This is a genomic window from Mycobacterium neumannii (assembly GCF_002245615.1).
Lineage (GTDB): Bacteria > Actinomycetota > Actinomycetes > Mycobacteriales > Mycobacteriaceae > Mycobacterium > Mycobacterium neumannii_A.
In genome coordinates this window covers 133,967-152,991 of sequence record NZ_NKCO01000010.1, presented here as the reverse complement: position 1 = coordinate 152,991, position 19,025 = coordinate 133,967, and the positions used below count along the sequence as shown (strand labels likewise).

Genomic DNA, 19,025 nt, shown 5'->3' with positions numbered 1-19,025 from the left:
GGTGAGTGCTAGGTCGGGACGGTGAGGCAACGGGCCGCATCTGCGGAGCACACCCGAGCCGTCCGTCGCGGGCACTGCACCCGACCGCAGACGTGCCATCCCCAATCCGGAGGAACACTTCGCAATGGCCAAGACAATTGCGTATGACGAAGAGGCCCGCCGCGGCCTCGAGCGGGGCCTCAACAGCCTCGCCGACGCGGTAAAGGTGACGTTGGGGCCCAAGGGTCGCAACGTCGTCCTGGAGAAGAAGTGGGGCGCCCCCACGATCACCAACGATGGTGTGTCCATTGCCAAGGAGATCGAGCTGGAGGACCCGTACGAGAAGATCGGCGCTGAGCTGGTCAAGGAAGTCGCCAAGAAGACCGACGACGTCGCCGGCGACGGCACCACCACCGCCACCGTGCTGGCCCAGGCGCTCGTGCGCGAGGGTCTGCGCAACGTCGCGGCCGGCGCCAACCCGCTCGGCCTCAAGCGCGGCATCGAGAAGGCCGTCCGGAAGATCACCGAGACGCTGCTGAAGTCGGCCAAGGAGGTCGAGACCAAGGACCAGATCGCCGCCACCGCTGCGATCTCGGCCGGCGACACCCAGATCGGTGAGCTGATCGCCGAGGCCATGGACAAGGTCGGCAACGAGGGTGTCATCACCGTCGAGGAGAGCAACACCTTCGGCCTGCAGCTCGAGCTCACCGAGGGTATGCGCTTCGACAAGGGCTACATCTCGGGTTATTTCGTGACCGACGCCGAGCGTCAGGAAGCGGTCCTTGAGGATCCGTACATCCTGCTCGTGTCGTCCAAGGTGTCGACCGTCAAGGATCTGCTCCCGCTGCTGGAGAAGGTCATCCAGGCCGGCAAGCCGCTGCTGATCATCGCCGAGGACGTCGAGGGCGAGGCCCTGTCGACCCTGGTGGTCAACAAGATCCGCGGCACCTTCAAGTCCGTCGCCGTCAAGGCCCCGGGCTTCGGTGACCGCCGCAAGGCGATGCTGCAGGACATGGCCATCCTCACCGGTGGTCAGGTCGTCAGCGAAGAGGTCGGCCTCTCGCTCGAGACCGCCGACATCTCGCTGCTGGGCCAGGCCCGCAAGGTCGTCGTGACCAAGGACGAGACCACGATCGTCGAGGGCGCCGGTGACTCCGACGCCATCGCCGGTCGGGTGGCCCAGATCCGCGCCGAGATCGAGAACAGCGACAGCGACTACGACCGCGAGAAGCTGCAGGAGCGCCTGGCCAAGCTGGCCGGCGGTGTTGCGGTGATCAAGGCCGGCGCTGCCACCGAGGTCGAGCTCAAGGAGCGCAAGCACCGCATCGAGGACGCCGTGCGCAACGCCAAGGCGGCCGTCGAGGAGGGCATCGTCGCCGGCGGTGGCGTGGCCCTGCTGCAGGCCTCCCCGGCGCTGGACGAGCTCAAGCTGGAGGGCGACGAGTCCACCGGCGCGAACATCGTGCGCGTGGCGCTCGAGGCTCCGCTGAAGCAGATCGCCCTCAACGGCGGCCTGGAGCCCGGCGTGGTGGCCGAGAAGGTCCGCAACTCGGACAAGGGCGTCGGCCTCAACGCCGCGACCGGCGAGTACGAGGACCTGCTCAAGGCCGGCGTCGCCGACCCGGTCAAGGTGACGCGTTCGGCGCTGCAGAACGCGGCGTCCATCGCGGCGCTGTTCCTGACCACGGAGGCTGTCGTCGCCGACAAGCCGGAGAAGGCGGCCGCTGGTCCGGCCGACCCGACCGGCGGCATGGGCGGCATGGACTTCTAAGTCTGGAAACCCGTTCTACTGGGAAAGCCCGGCTCCTCTCGAGGGGCCGGGCTTTTTCATGTCCGCTCGTATCGCCGAACGTGGGTTACCCGCACGCGTATTCGCGCAGACCGTGACACAACCCCACTCTCGGCGGAACTAATTTTTCAGCGGGACGCAGTCGTGCAGGCAGTCCGGGCTCGTCGACGGCGACTCCGCGGTGGCCTTGCGGTGCAGAACCGCGCGCGACGGTTGGACCGACAACGACTCGCCCGCCTGATGCGCCTGACCGTCGACGATCAACGAATATCCACCGGCCTCACTCGGCGGCCACACGATGGTGACGTCGCCGTGGCGGGCGGTGTTCTCCCGCGTGTGCCGACCGACGGTCCCGACGTCGAGCCTGCCGTCGCGCAACACCGGGTCGACGGCGACGGTGTGGGCGCGGTAGTCGTCGCCCACGGAGATCAGATAGGCGAAGCCGAAGTCGGCCAGCACGTCGGTCAACCGGTCGAGATCCACCTTCACGCTCATAGGGCGAGGATACGTCTGCGCAGCGGCGCGTTAGATTTTTTGTATGCCCTTACCGCAGCCATCGTCTACCACCACCGCCGTCGTCACCGGAGCGTCGGCGGGCATCGGCGCCGACATCGCCCGCGAGCTCGCCGCGCGCGGTCACGGCGTCACGCTCGTCGCTCGTCGCGAAAAGCGGCTGCGCGATTTGGCCGCCGAGCTCGGCGACGGCGTCCGCACCGAGACCATCGCGTGCGACGTCGCCGACCCTGAGGCCCGCGCGGCCCTGTTCGACCAGGTCGCCGAGCGCGGCCTCACCGTCGATATCCTCGTCAACAACGCCGGGATCGGCACGATCGGGTCGGTGACGAAATCGCCTGTGGCCGACGAGATCGCGCAGGTGCGCGTGAATGTCGAGGCCGTCATCGACCTCACCACCCGCGCGGTCCAGCAGATGGTGCCGCGTGGTCGCGGTGCGATCCTCAACGTGGGGTCAACCGCCGGCTATCACCCGTTCCCCGGCCAGTCCGGCTACGCGGGAACCAAGGCGTTCGTGAAGACCTACACCGAGGGCGTGCGGGCCGAGCTGGCGGGCACCGGCGTCACCGTCGCGATGCTCGCTCCGGGGCCGGTGCGCACCGAGTTCCTCCGGGCGGCGGGCATGGACGAGCGCGCGTTCGCCGCGGCATTCCCCAAGTTCATGTGGGTGCCGTCGCGCGAGGTGGCCAGGATCGGTGTCGACGCGCTCGAACACGACCGCGGCACCGTGATCGCAGGACGCCAGAACGTGCTGAGTACCCGCCTGCTGCAAGCGCTTCCGCGCGCTGTTCTGCTCAGGACGCTGCGCAGTCAGCATCCCGGGCTGCGCCGCGACCGCTCAGCGGTCTGACAGCGGCCAGCGCCGCATCCAACCCTCGACCGGCAAGGCCATGCCGTTGCACAGCGTGCAGATGGTGCGATACCAACCGACCGCGACCAGCAACTCCATCCGCTGCTCGTCATCGAGCTCGTCGCCAAGGGCGTGCCACGTCTGATCCGACCAGGTGCCGGTTCTCTCGACCTCGTCCACGGCGGCGATCAGTATCCGCTCGAAGTCGCTGAAGCCGGGGTCGTCGTCGAGAACCAGTGCGTCACATTCGCGTTCGCTGACCCCGGCGATGGGACCCCAGAACGCGGCCTGGCCGCCCCATTCGTACTCGCACCGCAGCAATGCGCAGACCCGCAGGATCGCGATCGTGCGCAACCGCGGCGGCAGACGCGCGTCGACGTAGAGCGACTCGCCCAGTTTGCGAAGCCGCGCAGCCAGATTCGGGTGCCTTTGCAGGCAGCGCACCAGCAGCAGCGGCTCGTAGGTGCGGGCGGGATGTCCCCAGCCGTCGATGGCTGCGGCGTCGTCCTCGCTCCACGGGGGAGCCAGCGGCGCGACTCTGCTCACGCAGTGGGCGCGGGTCGGCGGCCGCGGATCAACTCGCCCGGACGCGCGGCGGTGGGAGTGCCGTTCTCGGCGATGATCTCGCCGGACACGACGGTCGCGACGTACCCCTTGGCGCCCTGGTCCAGGCGCCGGCCGCCGGCGGGAAGGTCATAGGCGATGACCGGCCGGTGCAGACGCATTCCGTCGTGGTCGATGACGTTAAGGTCGGCCTTGTAACCGACGGCGATCCGGCCGCGGTCGGCCAGGCCGGCAACCCGGGCGGGCACCGAGGTCAGTTCGCGCACCGCCTCTGCCACCGACAGTCGACCGGCCCCGCGATCACGTGACCAGTGCGTCAGCATGTACGTGGGAAAGCTTGCGTCGCAGATCATTCCGTAGTGGGCCCCACCGTCGCCGAGTCCGAGCACCACATCGTCGCGACGGATCAGCTCCGCGACCGTGTCCAGGGTGCCGTCGCGGAAGTTGGCCAGGGTCACCAGAAGGATGGCGTGGCCGTCGTCGTCGAGCAGCCGGTCGTAGGCCTCCTCGAGCGGGCTGACGCCGCGGGCATGGGCGCGACTCGCGATGCTCTCGGACCGCGGGGGTTCGTAGTTCGGGGGATCGCCGAGCGGGAACATCCACTCGAACGCCTGCGCCGCGAACATCAGCGGATGGCCCTCGCCGACCGGCTGGTCCGACAGGATCCGTTGCCGCACTTCAGGTTTGCGCATCTCAGCGACGCGTTCGGCCAGCGGCAGGGGAGCCAGTTCCTGGTAGCTGGGGTACATCACGAACGGGTTGCCCGACAACTCGAGGCCGAGCACCAACCCGATCGGCCGCGGGAAGATCTGCGCGGTGATCTCGCCGCCGTCGATGTTGGCCTTCTCGACCATCGTCAGCGCGTCGAGGAAGAACGGGTCGCCGGCGTTGCCGATCGCCAGGGTGAACGTCACCGGCAGGCCGACCTCGGCGGCGACCTCGAACACCGTTCGCAGCACGGGCTCGTAGTCGCCGGCCACCAGGTCGGGCACGAACTGGATCAACCCGCCACCGGCGTCGTCGATTCCGCGGGCGATCGCCTCGATCTCGGCGCGATCGGCGTCGTAACTGGGGATCGGCCGCCCGCTCTCAGTCTTGTGCAGCGTGAACCGCGACGACGCGAAGCCCAGCGCGCCGGCCTGTACGGCTTCGGCGGCGAGTTTGCGCATCATCGCCAGGTCCTCGGCGGTGGCCGGTTCGCGGTCGACACCGCGCTGCCCCATCACGTACACCCGCAGCGGGGAGTGGGGCAGCAGCGCGGCCACATCAATGTCCCGGCGTCGCTCCTCGAGCGCGTCGAGGAACTCCGGGAACGTCTCCCAGTGCCACGGCAACCCGTCGACCATCACCACACCGGGGATGTCCTCGACCCCGGCCATCACGTCGACGAGGACGTCGTGGTCCTCCGGCCGGCACGGTGCGAACCCCACCCCGCAGTTGCCCATCACCACGGTGGTCACACCGTGCGCCGATGACGGCGTCAGGCGGTCCGACCAGATCGCCTGGCCGTCGTAGTGGGTGTGCAGGTCCACGAACCCGGGGGTCACCAGGAGGCCCGTCGCGTCGATCTCCCGCGCGCCGGGCTCATCGACCCGTCCGACGGCCGAGATGACTCCTGCCGAAACCGCGACGTCACCGACGTAGGGTTGCCCGCCCAGGCCATCGACGATGGTGCCGCCTCTGATCACGAGTTCATATGTCATACGTCGAATCTACGATGAGCCCGTGATCGACCACTTCGGAATCAACTGCGCGGACTTCCAAAGGTCGAAGGCGTTCTACGACACGGTCCTGGGCGTGCTCGGCTACACCCGCCAACTCGACTATCAGGTCGCCATCGGTTACGGCAGGGACGGCAAGCCCGACTTCTGGATCGCGGACATGAACGCCGGCGACGCGGCGGGCCCCAACCGCGAGGTGCACTTCGCGTTCGCGGCCGCCGACACCGATGCCGTGCAGGCGTTCTACGACGCTGCGATCCAGGCCGGCGCGGAGTCGCTGCACGCCCCACGGCTGTGGCCGGAGTACCACCCCGGTTACTACGGCGCCTTCGTCCGCGATCCGGACGGCAACAACATCGAGGCCGTCTTTCACGGGGCGCGACCACCGGACTGACGTATACCGTCGAGGTCATGGCTGACTCAGGCGTGGCAGTGGCCCGCGAAATCCTGCGCGACGCGTTCACCCGGCTCAGCGAGCACGTGGAGAACCTCACTGACGGGCTGACCGACGAGACCGCGTTCTTTCGTCCCACCCCGACCGCCAACAGCATCGCGTGGCTGGTGTGGCACAGCGCCCGTCAGCAGGACGTCCAGCTCGCCGACCTCGCGGGCGCCGAGCAGGTCTGGTTGCGCGATGGGTGGGTCGACCGGTTCGGACTCGACCTCCCCCGCGAAGACATGGGTTACGGGCACAGCCCCGAGGAGGTGGGCCGCGTCCGCGCCCCTGCGGATCTGCTCGCCGGCTACGCGCACGCCGTGCACAAGGTGACGCTGGAGTACATCGCGTCGGTCACCGCAGATGAATTGAGCCGCGTCGTCGACGAGAACTGGGATCCACCGGTGACGGCGAGCGTGCGGCTGGTCAGCATCATCGACGACGGCGCCCAACACCTCGGCCAGGCGGCCTACATCCGCGGAATCACGTGACCCGACTGTGGCCGGCGCTCGCGCTGGCGGTGATGCTGCTGCTCGGCTGGGCGGTCGGCAAATCCTCGACGCCGGTCGACGACTGGTTCCAGGGTTTCGGCGACACCCCGGTGCGGCGCCTGGCCGTGATCGCCGATGCCCGCGTGCTGCTCGCCCTGACTGTCGTGGTGTTGGCCGCCGCGTGCCTGCAACGGCGGTGGTGGCTGGCGCTGATGACGGTCGTCGCGCCGGTGGCCGGAATCGCGGCCGTGCGGGCGCTCAAACCGATCTTCGACCGCCAGAAGGGAGGCGGGCTCGCCTATCCGAGCGGACATCTCACCGCGACCACCATCGTGTGGGGGCTGGTCGTCCTCGTGGCCGGTGCGGCGTGGTGGGTCGTGGTGACCGCGGTTCTCGCCGTGGCGTTGGCGACGCTCGGAGTCGCCACGACCTTCCACTACTTCACCGACGTGGTGGGCGGTGTGCTGTTCGGTTCGGCGGTCGTGTGGGCCGCCGCGCTCATCGCCCGGCGCGACCGCAGCGGGGCCTCGATTCCCCTGCGGCCTCGGCTGGCTAACTCGACGCGGTGCCACAATTGGCTGATGGCGTTGTCCGATAAGCCTCTGGGCTTGCGCGAGCGAAAGAAGCTGCGAACTCGTGCGACGATTCGGCGGGAAGCGTTTCGCCTGATCCAGGAGCGGGGTTACCAGGCCACCACCGTCGAGCAGATCTCCGCTGCCGCCGACATCTCGCCGCGCACCTCTCCCGCTACTTCCCGACCAAAGAGGCGGTGCTGATCTCCGACGATCACATCCCGCCGATCATCGACGCGTTCGTCGCGGCGCCCGCCGACCTGTCGGTCATCGACGCCTACCGGCACGCCGTCGAGACCACGTTCAATTCGCTGACCCCCGAGCAGCGCGAAGAGGCCATGATCGGGCAGCGGCTGATGTACACCGTGCCCGAGGTGGCCGGCCTGCTCTACGCCGAATATGTCCGGTTGATCGGCCTGATCGAAGACGCGCTGACGCAACGTCCCGGGGCGCCGACCGACCCCCGCGAGCGCCGCGTGCTGGCAGGGGCGATCGTCGGGGTGCTGATCGGCGCCTCGCACGGCACCCCACTGCCCGGCGACCCGATCTCGGACAGCCTGCAGGTGCTAGACCGGCTCATGAAGTAGGCGCGCGCGAACTTGACACGTGTCAACCCTGCTGCGATCTAGATCACATGCGACCGCTAGCATGGGGACATGACTGCGACGTCCGACGTTGAGCTGCCCGATACCAGCACCATCCGCAATCCCGCGACCGGAGCCGTCGCGGGCACCGTGCGATGGACCGACCCCGCCGACGTGCCGCGCATCGCGGCCGGCCTGCGCCAGGCCCAGCGCCAATGGGAGGCCCGCGGCGCCAAGGGCAGGGCCAAGGTGCTGGCCCGCTACGCCGTCTGGCTCGGCGACCACCGCGACGAGATCGAGTCGCTGCTGATCAAGGAGACGGGCAAGTCGGCCGTCGACGCGGCGCAGGAAGTGCCGCTGCTGATCATGATCGCGTCGTACTACATCAAGACCATGGAGAAGGCGCTGGCGCCCGAGAAGCGTCCTGCGCCGCTGCCGTTCCTGTCGATCAAAAAGATCGAGGTGCATTACCGGCCCCGTCCGGTCGTCGGCATCATCGCGCCGTGGAACTACCCGGTGGCCAACGCGCTGATGGACGCCATCGGTGCGCTGGCGGCGGGCTGCGCGGTGTTGCTCAAACCGTCGGAGCGCACACCGCTGACGGCCGAGCTGCTGCTGCGCGGCTGGCTGGACTCGGGTGCACCGGAGGTGCTGGCGCTGGCACAGGGCGCCCGCGAGGTGTCCGAGGCCCTCATCGACAACGCCGACTTCATCCAGTTCACCGGTTCCAGTGCGACGGGGGCGAAGGTCATGGAGCGCGCCGCGCGCCGGCTCACCCCGGTCAGCCTCGAGCTCGGCGGCAAGGACCCGATGATCGTGCTCGAGGACGCCGACATCGACCTCGCCGCCCACGCCGCGGTGTGGGGTGCGTTCTTCAACGCCGGGCAGACGTGCGTGTCGGTGGAGCGGGTCTACGTGCTCGAATCCGTCTACGACAAGTTCGTCGACGCGGTGGTGCGCGACGTCGAGAAGCTGAAGATGGGCGCGGGTGACGGCTTCGACTTCGGCTCGCTGATCGACGAGACACAGGTGGCCGTCACCACCCGCCACGTCGACGACGCGCTCGCCAAGGGTGCGCGGGCGCTGACCGGCGGCAAGCGCCCCGAAAGCGAGGGCAACTTCTACCCGCCCACGGTCCTCGTCGACGTCGACCACTCGATGCTCTGCATGACGGAGGAGACGTTCGGGCCGACGCTGCCGATCATGAAGGTCGCCAGTGTGGACGAGGCGATCCGGCTGGCCAACGACAGCCCGTACGGGTTGAGTGCCGCGGTGTTCTCCAAGGACATCGAGCGGGCCAACGACGTTGCGGTCGAACTGGATTGCGGTGCGGTCAACATCAACGACGTGATCTCGAACTTGATGTGCACGACGGCGCCCATGGGCGGCTGGAAGACCTCGGGTCTGGGTGCACGGTTCGGCGGAGCGGACGGCTTGCGCAAGTACTGCCGCCAGGAAGTGGTGGTCGCGCCGCGCACCAACGTCGGCGCCGGCGGCAACTACTACAACAACTCGCCCAAGGCGCTGAAGCGGATGAACACGTTGATGACGAAGCTGGCGCTGATCACCCCGAAGCGGGCCGCCAAATAGCGAGCTCCTCGCCACCGCGTCGAGACTGGCTTCTGAGGCGGTTACGCGCGGTTCGTGTCAGAAACCGCGGTTTCGGGTAGGAGGATGCGCGTGCGCATGGTGGTGACGGTCTTCTTATGGGTCGTCACGACGGCGCTGCTGGCCGTCGCCGTCCCCACCATGTGGGCGCAGCGCAACGTGGTCGACGAGGGCGGATATGCCGCGCTGGCCCAGTCGGCCGCCGAGGACCCGCAACTGCAGAAGGCGATGGCGGGGGTGCTGGCCACCGAAGTCGCGTCGTACATGGGCGACAACGGCTACGACGCCGACAGCACCATCATCAGCGGGGTGGCCGCGGCCTACACCGCGAACCCGACGTTCCCCGAACAGTTCGCCCTGGCCAACATCGTCGGCCACCGCTGGATGTTCACCGACGGGGCCCAGCAGGTCGAGGGCACCGACGAGTGGATCCTCGACCTCGGCCCGATGCTCGCCGACGAATCGTTCCGCAGGACGCTGGGCAACGTCGGCGTCGCCACCCCCGAGTCGCTACCGGTCTCCGTGTCGATCACCGACAGCTGGCGGCCCGGTCAATTCAAACGGGTGTCGACGTGGGGGCCGTGGGTCAGCATCGGCGCGAGCATCCTCACCGGAGTGTTCGCCCTGTTGACGCTCGCGGCGGCCCGCAGTCGCGGCAGAGCACTTGCCGCCCTTGGCGTTTCGGCGCTCATCGTCGGTGCGGCCGGGTGGGCGGGCCTCGAGGTGGCGCGCCACTCCGTCAACGACACGTTGAACCGGCTGTCGGGGGACATCCGAGTGGTCGCCGACGTGATGGTGGCCCACGCCGAAGACAGCCTGCACCACTGGCTGAACCTCACCCTGGCCGCAGGCGGAGTGCTGGTGCTGTTCGGCGTGCTCGTGGCGATGCTCGGCGGGTTACGACGACGCGACGTTTAGCCGACCTCGGTATTGCTACCGTCAAGCCATGCCGTTCGTCACCGACATCGTGGGCCCGCAGCGGCCCGTCGAGACGTGGCCAACCCTGGTGGCGGGCGCACTGCGGCGGACCAGCACCATCGACACCCATCCGGATGGCGCTGCGGATTCCGATGTGGACCTGAGGGCGCGTGACGTCGTCGTCCGGCGCGGTGCGGTGGAGGTGCTCGACGAGATCGCCGTGCGCGCCCGCTTGGTCGACCGGGCCATCGAGACGATCGAGGCGGTCCCGGGCGACGACCGGCTCGGTCGCCTCGTCGGTAAGCGGGTAGGTCCCGGCTTCCGCTCCACGGTCGGTGAACTGCTGCCCGCCGAGGTCCATGGCTCGACCCTGCTGCACCTGCTGCTCGACGATTGGGTCGGTGCGGCGCTGGTCTCCGGTTACGCGCTGCAGCACGCGACGATCATCGCGGGTACCGAGGAGAAGTTGCCGCCCGGCACCGCCGATCGCATGGCCGGTATCTGCGCAGGTTTCGCACCTGAGGCGTCGCTCGTGGCATACGCGCGACGCCTCGGCACCATCCCCTCGGTGCACGGCCCGCAGGCTCCGCCGATCGAACTCGACGGTATGCACGCCGTCGAACCTCTTGGTGCACACGGCATGCGGCGATTGCGGCGCCTCGACCTGCACCCGGCGGAGCAGGGTGTGTCACGCTTCGACGCGCACTTCCGCGACTCCTACGTCGACGGCGACGGGGTCGAGACGATCGTGCACGAGTACACGCTCGCCGGCGCGGTCGACGTCGCGACGCGGACGATCACCGCGATCAGCGCGGACGTGCGTGTGCTGCCGTGGCAGGAATGCCCGGGCGCCGTCGGAAGCGCGCAACGCGTGCAGGGGATGAGACTCGTCGAGGTTCGCGACCGCGTCCGGCGAGAGTTCGTCGGCACCAGCACGTGCACGCACCTCAACGACACGCTGCGTGCGATCGCCGATCTCGACGCGCTCTTCGAGCTGCGTTCAGGGCTCGATGACGTGTGACGGATCGGGGCGCTTATCCGACGGCGCCTGGCTGTAGTCGCCCCATGGGCCGTCGCGCTGCTCGACAGCGGCCCGAACCCCCTGTGCGGCAGCGGTTTCGATGAAGGACAGCGCATCGGGGGTATTGCGCATCAGCCCGTCGAGGATGCCGCCGAGAGTTTGGGTGGAGGCCAGTCCCATGTTCTCGTAAGCCTGGTTGACGATCAGCTTCTGCGCCTGAAGCTGCGACAGCGGAATCGCGGCCAGCTTGCGTGCGATCTCTTTGACGCGGGCCTCGAGGTTCTCGAACGGTACCGACTCGTTGATGAGTTCGACTGCGGCGGCTTCCTTTCCGGTCAGCGGCTCACCGGTCAACGAGTGCCACTTCACCTTCGCCAGGCTCAGCCGGTACAGCCACATGCCGGTGAGGTAGGCGCCCCACATGCGGGCGTAAGGAGTGCCGATCACCGCGTCGTCGCTGGCGATCACGATGTCGGCACACAGCGCGTAGTCGCTCGCGCCGCCCACACACCAGCCGTGCACCTGGGCGATCACCGGCTTGGACGCCCGCCAGATCGCCATGAACTTCTGCGTGGGGCCGGTTTCGCGCGCGCTGACCATGGCGAAGTCCTTGCCCGGATCCCAACGACCGTCGGTGTTCATCGCATCGCCCCAGTGCGCGAAGCCACCGCCGAAGTCGTAGCCGCCGGAGAACGCGCGGCCGGCGCCACGCAGCACGATCACCTTGACGGCGGGATCACGCTCGGCCGCACCGATGGCCTTCTCGATCTCGTCGGGCATCGGCGGGACGATGGTGTTGAGGTGGTCGGGGCGGTTCAGGGTGATGGTGGCGATGGGTGGCTCGGCGGCATAGAGCAAGGTCTCGAATTGCGGCCCGGATTCTGGCGGCGTCATGGCCCAAGTTTGACAGAGAGGGCGCTGGCGCCGATTCTCGCGCCGAGGCGGTTCGCGCTTGATGGTGCACTCGGCTCGCAATGCCGATTTAGGCTTGCCTCGCCTCTGACCAGCCAGAAGTGCTATGTTCAGCCTCTCCTAACTTCGAGGTGCTAATGAACCGGTTTCTTGCCTGGGCAACTCCCATCGCCGTCGTCGGCCTGATCCTGTCCGGATGCTCGAATGAGAGCTCTTCCGGTAGCGAGACGACGTCGGCCACTGGAACCGCGACCGAGACGACGAGCGCCGCTCCCGCAGTCGATCCCGCGGTACTCGACAAAGCGGCCGCCGACTACAAGGCCTACGCGCAGAGCAACATCGACGAACTTCAGCGCGTGGTCAAGGTCTTCACCGATGCGGTGCGCGCCGGAGACCTCCAGGCCGCCCAGGACGCGTACGCGCCTTCTCGTGCCCCGTGGGAACGCATCGAGCCCATCGCCGCCCTGGTCGAGGAGATCGACGGCAAGATCGACGCTCGCGTTGACGATTTCGCGGGCGTTGACGACCCGAAGTTCACCGGTTGGCACCGCCTGGAATACCTGCTGTTCGAAAAGAACACCACCGAGGGCGGGGCACCGTTTGCCGATCAGCTCGACAAGGACGTCGCCGACCTGAAGGCGCAGTTCCCGGCGGTCGAGGTGAAGCCGATCGATGTGTCCAACGGCGCTGCCGAACTCATCGAAGAGGTGTCCGAAGGCAAGATCACTGGCGAGGAGGACCGTTACTCCAAGACCGACCTCTGGGACTTCGACGCCAACCTCCAGGGCTCCCGCGATGCCGTGAACACGCTGAGTGCCGCTCTGGTACAAGCCGATCCGGCTTTGCTGGGCAAGATCGAAGCGGGACTCAACTCGGTGTTCGACACGATGCGGCCGTTGCGCCGCGGTGACGGCTGGGTGTTGTTCTGCACCGAGAACGACCCCTATCCGTCGCCGCGCTGCCCCGAGGTCACCGTGACACCGGACGTCATCGACAAGCTCAAGGCCGAACTCGCCGGGCTGTCGGAGAACCTGTCGCAGGTGTCGGGAGTGCTGAAACTGAAGTGAGCGAAGGCCGCTCGGGTCTGTCGCGCCGGGGCTTCATCACCGGCGCGCTGGGCACGGGTGCCGCGGTGGGCGCCGGTGCCGCCCTCGCCGGATGCTCAAAGGATGCCGCTCCGCCCGCTGCCGCGGGGGCGCTCGTCCCGTTCGAAGGCGCCCACCAGACCGGCATCACCGCGCTGCCCATCCCCGAACAGGGATTGATCGCCTCGTTCAACGTGCTGTCGAAGGATCGGGACGGCCTCAAGCGTGCCCTCCAGGAGCTCACCGAAGAGATCCGCGGGCTGATGGCGGGCAGGCCGCCCGAGGTGCGCGACCCGGAGTATCCGCCCGTCGACTCGGGAATCCTCGGCGAACAGCCTCCCGCCGACAACCTGTCGGTGGTGGTCGGTGTGGGCGCGTCGCTGTTCGACGACCGGTTCGGGCTGGCCGATCGCAAGCCCAGGGAACTGGTCACGATGCCGTTTCTGGCCAACGACCGGCTGGATCCCAAACTGTCGCACGGTGATCTGTCGATCGTGATCGAGGCCGGGCACAACGACACGGTCATCTTCGCGCTGCGCCAGCTGATGCGCCGCACGCGCAGCGATCTGGTGATGCGGTGGATGGTCGACGGATACGCCAGGGGCATCGGCGGCGGGCGGGCCTCAGAGGCGGCGACTCCGCGAAACCTGTTGGGCTTCAAGGATGGGACGGCCAATCTCGATGTCGACGACGGCGCCGTCATGGACCGCCACGTCTGGGTCGGCCCGCAGGACGGCGAACCGCAGTGGGCGGTCGGCGGCTCCTATCAGGCGATCCGCATCATCCGCATGTTCGTCGAGTTCTGGGACCGCACCCAACTCGTCGAGCAGGAAGCGCTGATCGGGCGCAGCAAGGTCAGCGGCGCACCACTCGGGCTCAGCGGTGAGTTCACCGACCCCGATTACCCAGAAGACCCCGACGGCAAGCGAATTCCGCTCACCGCTCACATCCGGTTGGCCAACCCGCGAACGCCGGAGACGGACGAGAACCTGATCCTGCGGAGGGGCTTCAACTACTCCCGGGGCTTCGACGGCGCGGGCCGACTGGACCAGGGTCTGGCCTTCATCGCCTATCAGCGCAGCCTTGAGAAGGGTTTTCTGACGGTGCAGCGCCGCCTCGCCGGGGAACCGCTCGAGGAGTACATCCTTCCGGTCGGCGGCGGCTTCTTCTTCATCCTGCCGGGCGTCACGGGTCCCGACCGGTACCTCGGCGATCAGCTGTTCAGCTGAGCATCGACCACAGGAACTCGTAGATGAGCGCCGAACGGAATGCGGTCTGGGCGTTGTCGGTCGCGCCCGCGTGACCGCCCTCGATGTTCTCGTAGTAGTGGACCGGATGACCCGCATCCTCCAGGGCCGCGGTCATCTTTCGGGCATGGCCCGGATGCACGCGGTCGTCGCGCGTCGACGTGGTGATCAGCACGGGCGGGTACCGACGGTCTGCCGAAATATTCTGATACGGGGAGTATTTCGAGATGAACTCCCAATCGTCGGTATCGTCGGGGTCCCCGTACTCGGCCATCCAGGAGGCGCCTGCGAGCAGCAGGTGGAACCGTCGCATGTCCAGTAGCGGCACACTGCACACCAACGCGCCGAACAGTTCCGGGTACCGCGTCAGCATCACGCCCATCAACAGGCCGCCGTTGCTTCCGCCCTGCGCACCGAGCTGCTCGACGGTGGTGATGCCGCGCGCCACCAGATCGCGTGCCACAGCGGCGAAATCCTCGTAGACGAGATGCCGGTTCTCGCGCATCGCCTGCGTATGCCACGTCGGCCCGTACTCGCCCCCGCCGCGGATGTTCGCCAGCACATACGTGCCACCACGGCTCAACCACAACCGGCCCAACACACCGGCGTAGCTTGGCGTGTTGGCCACCTCGAAGCCGCCGTATCCGCCCAACAGCGTGGGGCCCAGCGCCTGATTGTGATGGTGCCCCACAACGAAATACGGGATCATGGTGCCGTCGTCGGAGGCCACGAAGAACTGCTCGACCTGTAGGTCGGCGGCGTCGAAGAACGACGGCGCGCGTTTGACCTCTGCGACGGCGTCACCGGCCACGCCCCATAACAGCCGCGACGGCGTGTCGAAACCGCTGGAGTCGACGAAGATCTCGTCACCGTATTCGTCGGCGTCGACCAGCACCGTGTTGGTGTTCGGCGGGATCCCCTCAATGCCGGCTCGCTGCCACGCTCCCGGTGTCACAACCTCGACGTGGCTGACCACATCGACGAGCGTGACGAGGATCAGGCGGTCACGCGTCCACGCGTAGTCGTCGAGGCTCGAGTGCTCGTCGGGTTCGCACACCACGTGCAGATCCCGTGCGCCATCGAGGTATTCGAGGTAGTTCGCGGCAAGCAGGGAACCGGCGCGATAGGTCGTCGACCCGACCGTCCAATCTGTGCGCGGCCGGATCAACAGCCACTCGCGGTGCACGGATATCCCGGCGTCGGTCGGCACGTCGATGGGTATCAGCGTTTCGCCGCGCAACTCGTAACGCTCGCGATTGAAGAAGTCGAAGGCCCGCGTGATCAGCAACCGTTCGAATCCCGGTGTCGCGTCGTAGCCGCACCCCACGCTGACGTCGGCGATCTCACCCTCGAACAGGGTCTGCGCCTCGGCGAGCGGTTGCCCGCGCCGCCAGCGCTTCACGATCCGGGGATAGCCGGAGTCGGTCAACGAACCCGGTCCGAAGTCGGTGCCGACCAGCACGGTGTCGCGGTCCTGCCATGTGACGCTCGACTTGGCCTCGGGAAGTGCGAAACCGTCCGTGACGAACTGCCGTGTGGCCATGTCGAATTCGCGAACGACGGTGGCGTCGGCGCCGCCGCGGGACAGTTCGACGAGCGCGAGGGAGAAGTCCGGTTCGAGCACGTCGGCGCCGGCCCACACCCAGTTCTCGTCGTCTTGGTCGGCGAGCGCGTCGACATCGATCAGGACGTCCCACTCCGGCTGCTCGCTGCGGTAACTGTCCAGCGTCGTGCGCCGCCACAGCCCCCGAGGGTGGTCAGCGTCGCGCCAGAAGTTGTACAGGTGATCGCCCCGCCTACGGACGTAGGGAATGCGGGCGTCGGTGTCGAGTACCTCCAGCGCCTCTCGCCGCATCTGCTCGAACCTCTCACCGCCGAAGCGCGTGATCGTCGGCTCGTTGTGCATGCGCACCCAGTCCAACGCAACATCACCGGTGATGTCCTCGAGCCACAGATACGGGTCCTCATCCACGCGACCCATTGTCGCGGTCCGGTGCCCGACCGGCTCAGCCGGTGTGCCGTACCGGGAGCGACGCCTTTGCGGAGAGTCAATTTCTGCCGGAATGCCCCGCGCGAGCGCCCATGGTGAGTGATCATGACCTGGTCATCTTTTTGTCCTAGTGAAGGAGATCGTCATGGCCGACCCCCAGATCGTCGACACCGACGAGGTTCGAGAAGAAGAGGTTCAGCAGGAAATCGACCTGCTGCCGTCCTGATGACTGACGACTCATCGACGGCTCGACACGTCGGTGAGATCGAAGAACTCGGCTACACCGTCGTCAAGGGAGTCCTCGACCACGAGGCGATCGACGGCTACCTGAGCGATACGCGTCGGCTCGAGCGTGAACTGCCGACGGTGATCGCCAACTCGAACACCGTCGTCAAAGGTTTTCCCCGCCCGGGACAGAAGGCGCTCAACGGCGCCGATCACGACTGGGTGCGGATCGACAACCTGCTGCTACACGGTGCCCGATACGAGGCGCTCCCGACCAACCCGCGGTTGTTGCCGATCATCGAGGGGGTGCTCGGTCGGGACTGTCTGCTGTCCTGGTTCATGACGAGCAACCAGCTGCCGGGGGCGGTCGAGCAACGCTTGCATTGCGACGACGAGATGTATCCGATTCCGCGGCCACACCAACCACTGCTCTGCAACGCGTTGATCGCGCTCTGCGACTTCACCGACGAGAACGGCGCAACCCGCGTTGTGCCGGGCACCCACCGGCTGGCAGCGATGCCGTCGGAACCCTACCCACCGAGCACCCCGGTGGAGATGGCCGCAGGTGACGCGCTGGTGTGGAACGGCAGCCTGTGGCATACGGCCGGCGCCAACCGGACGAACAAGCCGCGTCCCGCCCTCACCGTCAACTACTGCGCGGGGTTCCTGCGCCAACAGATCAACCAGCAGCTCAGCATTCCCCGCGAGTTGGTGCGACGGCTGGACCCACGACTCCGCGAACTGATCGGCTACGGCTTGTTCGCGGGAAAGATGGGCCGGATCGATTGGCGCCCGCCCGCCGACTACCTGGGTTCCGAAGAGCATCCGTTCCTCGACTCGGTCCGCGACCGCTTGGAGCGGCCGCTCACGATCTGACGGTCGGCTGTTCGGGCAGCCGCAATACGATGATCAGCGCGACGGCCGTGATGGCGGCGGCGACCGCGATGGTCGCCTGCGCCCCTGTCGAGAGTGCCGTCGCGAGCGCGGATATATCGGCCGAGGGCGTCAGTCGCGAATGCGACGGCACCGCCGCGTCCAGCGCCGACCGGCCGGCTACACCGCTGAAGACTGCCGTGAGAATCCCGGCACCGAGGGCACCGGCCAGAAGCCGCAGCGCGCTCTGAACGCCACCGGCAACCGCTGAGTCCTGTTCCGGCACTTCGTAATAGGATATGTTCACCAGTCGCGCGTAGGCGACACCCCAGGCCACGCCGTAGGCGACCAGCACCGCTCCCACAGCGGCCAGCGGTGTCTTCCAGGAGAGCAGGGCGATCAGGCCGAGCAGCAGCAGCGGCAGTGCCGCAAGGGCGTATCGGGCCACCGTGCGGTCGTCGAGTCGGCGAGCAAGGGCAGCCGCCGCCGGGCCGCTGAGCACCGCGCCCGCGCCGTAGCAGGCCAGCACGACGCCGACCCCCAATTGGCCCACGCCGAGGACGAACCCCAGGACCAGTGGTAGGGCCAGTTGGAATCCGGTGTCGCCGATGGACATGAACGCGGAGCTGAATGTGGCCAACCGAAAAGACCGGTACCGGAACAGGTGTGGCGGGGCGATGGTTTCTCGTCGCCGACGGATTCGCCTGCGCTGCACCGCGGCGAAAGCGGCGACGGCCGCGATGGTGACACCGAAAAGGCCGACGGCCGTGCGCACTTGGTCGTCGTAGCCGCCGCCTCCGAGGTCCACGGCCAGGGCAAGGCTGCCCGCACTTGCCGCCAACAGGAGCGCACCCCAGACGTCGATGTCGGCAAGACGCTTGCGGGGGTTCTCGGCCAACGTCGTGGCGATGCCCACCGCGGCCAGCGCGCCAAGTAGCGCCGACCCGAAAAAGGCCCAGCGCCAACTGATCGCGGTGGCCGCCGCCGCGCCCCCGACAAGAGGTCCTATCACCGCCGCCAGCCCGATCGCCGCCGCCCACAAGCCGAAGGCGCGCTCACGCTGCGGCCCACGTTGCGCGAACAGCGTGTTGAGCACGCCGAGACCGTTCGGCAGAGTCGCCGCCAACGCCAACCCGGACAGCACGCGGCCGGCGAAAAAGGAGGGCAGATCCCAGGCGATGCCGCTGAGCACGCTTCCCGCGATGAACAGGGCGGTGGAGACGAGCAGCACGAAGCGGCGTCCGAGGACGTCACCGAGCCTGCCGAACAGGACCATGAATGCCGCCGCTGAGGCGAAGTATGCCGTGAACGCCAGGCCCAGATCGGCCACGGACAAACCGAGATCCCGTACCAGTGACGGGATGACGGCGTCGGCGATCGTGAAGTCGCTGATCGCCAACGTCACCGCCAGCAACACGAACCCGTAACTTGTCGAGGGCCGCGAACCGGGCGCGCGGTGTCCGGCCGTCGGTGACGGATGCACGCGACCATTGTGGAGGTCGCGAGGCACGGTAGGGGCACGCTGGCGCACCGATGTGATCGCGAGCACAATCGGCCATGATGCGAAAGACCGACCGCCATCGACCCGTCGCCTTCGCCGATGGCGACCGGCCGTCACAGGTCTCGTCAGATGTCTCAACGAGGAGG

Annotated in this window: 16 protein-coding genes and 1 pseudogene; 11 read left to right on the top strand and 6 right to left on the bottom strand. The window is 67.7% G+C overall.

All coding sequences use genetic code 11. The annotated features are described in order from the left end of the window. Positions 1-124 precede the first annotated feature (124 nt). Positions 125-1,750: a chaperonin GroEL gene (groL, locus tag CEX88_RS14140; RefSeq protein ID WP_094293944.1), complete on the top strand. Its 1,626-nt coding sequence runs from the start codon at positions 125-127 to the stop codon at positions 1,748-1,750. 138 nt (positions 1,751-1,888) lie between these two features. Here the strand turns inward: groL and CEX88_RS14135 are convergent, their stop codons facing one another. After that, entirely contained in the window at positions 1,889-2,263 is a 375-nt protein-coding gene (locus CEX88_RS14135) for a hypothetical protein (protein WP_094293943.1), read from the bottom strand. Positions 2,264-2,306: 43 nt separating this feature from the next. Here CEX88_RS14135 and CEX88_RS14130 point away from each other — a divergent pair, with 43 nt between their 5' ends. After that, positions 2,307-3,131 carry an SDR family NAD(P)-dependent oxidoreductase gene (locus CEX88_RS14130; RefSeq protein WP_094293942.1) on the top strand — a complete coding sequence of 275 codons (825 nt, stop codon included), beginning with the start codon at positions 2,307-2,309 and terminating at the stop codon, positions 3,129-3,131. On the opposite strand, the gene CEX88_RS14125 is transcribed toward CEX88_RS14130, so the two are convergent. Beyond that, positions 3,120-3,677, bottom strand: coding sequence for a carboxymuconolactone decarboxylase family protein (locus CEX88_RS14125; RefSeq protein ID WP_066845620.1), 558 nt, complete (start codon positions 3,675-3,677; stop codon positions 3,120-3,122). The genes CEX88_RS14130 and CEX88_RS14125 overlap by 12 nt on opposite strands. Continuing rightward, positions 3,674-5,398 (bottom strand): N-acyl-D-amino-acid deacylase family protein, encoded by a 1,725-nt coding sequence (locus tag CEX88_RS14120; RefSeq protein ID WP_094293941.1) that lies wholly within the window; start codon positions 5,396-5,398, stop codon positions 3,674-3,676. The genes CEX88_RS14125 and CEX88_RS14120 overlap by 4 nt, the downstream gene beginning before the upstream one ends. Positions 5,399-5,420: 22 nt before the next feature. Here CEX88_RS14120 and CEX88_RS14115 point away from each other — a divergent pair, with 22 nt between their 5' ends. The 6 genes and pseudogenes from CEX88_RS14115 (at position 5,421) to CEX88_RS14085 (ending at position 11,046) form a co-directional block, all read left to right on the top strand. Beyond that, positions 5,421-5,810, top strand: a complete 390-nt coding sequence (locus CEX88_RS14115; protein WP_068200429.1) for a VOC family protein — start codon at positions 5,421-5,423, stop codon at positions 5,808-5,810. 17 nt (positions 5,811-5,827) lie between these two features. Continuing rightward, positions 5,828-6,343, top strand: coding sequence for a mycothiol transferase (locus CEX88_RS14110; RefSeq protein WP_068200432.1), 516 nt, complete (start codon positions 5,828-5,830; stop codon positions 6,341-6,343). Between the two features lie 581 nt (positions 6,344-6,924). Beyond that, positions 6,925-7,502: pseudogene (locus CEX88_RS14100) on the top strand (TetR/AcrR family transcriptional regulator). Positions 7,503-7,571: 69 nt separating this feature from the next. Then, the gene (locus tag CEX88_RS14095) at positions 7,572-9,089 is read left to right on the top strand and encodes an aldehyde dehydrogenase family protein (protein WP_094293940.1); all 1,518 of its coding nucleotides are present in this window, start codon (positions 7,572-7,574) and stop codon (positions 9,087-9,089) included. Between the two features lie 90 nt (positions 9,090-9,179). Continuing rightward, positions 9,180-10,025: a hypothetical protein gene (locus CEX88_RS14090; RefSeq protein ID WP_094293981.1), complete on the top strand. Its 846-nt coding sequence runs from the start codon at positions 9,180-9,182 to the stop codon at positions 10,023-10,025. Between the two features lie 28 nt (positions 10,026-10,053). Continuing rightward, the gene (locus CEX88_RS14085; protein WP_094293939.1) at positions 10,054-11,046 is read left to right on the top strand and encodes a DUF2889 domain-containing protein; all 993 of its coding nucleotides are present in this window, start codon (positions 10,054-10,056) and stop codon (positions 11,044-11,046) included. Here CEX88_RS14085 and CEX88_RS14080 read toward each other — a convergent pair. Then, entirely contained in the window at positions 11,026-11,940 is a 915-nt protein-coding gene (locus CEX88_RS14080; protein ID WP_094293938.1) for a crotonase/enoyl-CoA hydratase family protein, read from the bottom strand. The two genes, CEX88_RS14085 and CEX88_RS14080, sit on opposite strands and share 21 nt — an antisense overlap. Positions 11,941-12,095: 155 nt before the next feature. Between CEX88_RS14080 and CEX88_RS14075 the strand changes: the two genes are divergently transcribed. Further along, the gene (locus tag CEX88_RS14075; RefSeq protein ID WP_094293937.1) at positions 12,096-13,025 is read left to right on the top strand and encodes an EfeM/EfeO family lipoprotein; all 930 of its coding nucleotides are present in this window, start codon (positions 12,096-12,098) and stop codon (positions 13,023-13,025) included. Continuing rightward, positions 13,022-14,272 (top strand): Dyp-type peroxidase, encoded by a 1,251-nt coding sequence (locus tag CEX88_RS14070; protein WP_094293936.1) that lies wholly within the window; start codon positions 13,022-13,024, stop codon positions 14,270-14,272. The genes CEX88_RS14075 and CEX88_RS14070 overlap by 4 nt, the downstream gene beginning before the upstream one ends. On the opposite strand, the gene CEX88_RS14065 is transcribed toward CEX88_RS14070, so the two are convergent. Beyond that, a complete protein-coding gene (locus CEX88_RS14065; RefSeq protein WP_094293935.1) occupies positions 14,265-16,271 on the bottom strand; it encodes a prolyl oligopeptidase family serine peptidase in 2,007 nt (668 codons plus the stop codon). The genes CEX88_RS14070 and CEX88_RS14065 overlap by 8 nt on opposite strands. A gap of 234 nt (positions 16,272-16,505) precedes the next feature. On the opposite strand from CEX88_RS14065, the gene CEX88_RS14060 reads away from it, so the two are divergent. Further along, positions 16,506-17,381 (top strand): phytanoyl-CoA dioxygenase family protein, encoded by an 876-nt coding sequence (locus tag CEX88_RS14060; protein WP_094293934.1) that lies wholly within the window; start codon positions 16,506-16,508, stop codon positions 17,379-17,381. Here CEX88_RS14060 and CEX88_RS14055 read toward each other — a convergent pair. Next, complete coding sequence (locus tag CEX88_RS14055; protein WP_202931495.1) at positions 17,371-18,861, bottom strand: MFS transporter; 1,491 nt, start codon at positions 18,859-18,861, stop codon at positions 17,371-17,373. The genes CEX88_RS14060 and CEX88_RS14055 overlap by 11 nt on opposite strands. Between the last annotated feature and the right edge of the window lie 164 nt (positions 18,862-19,025).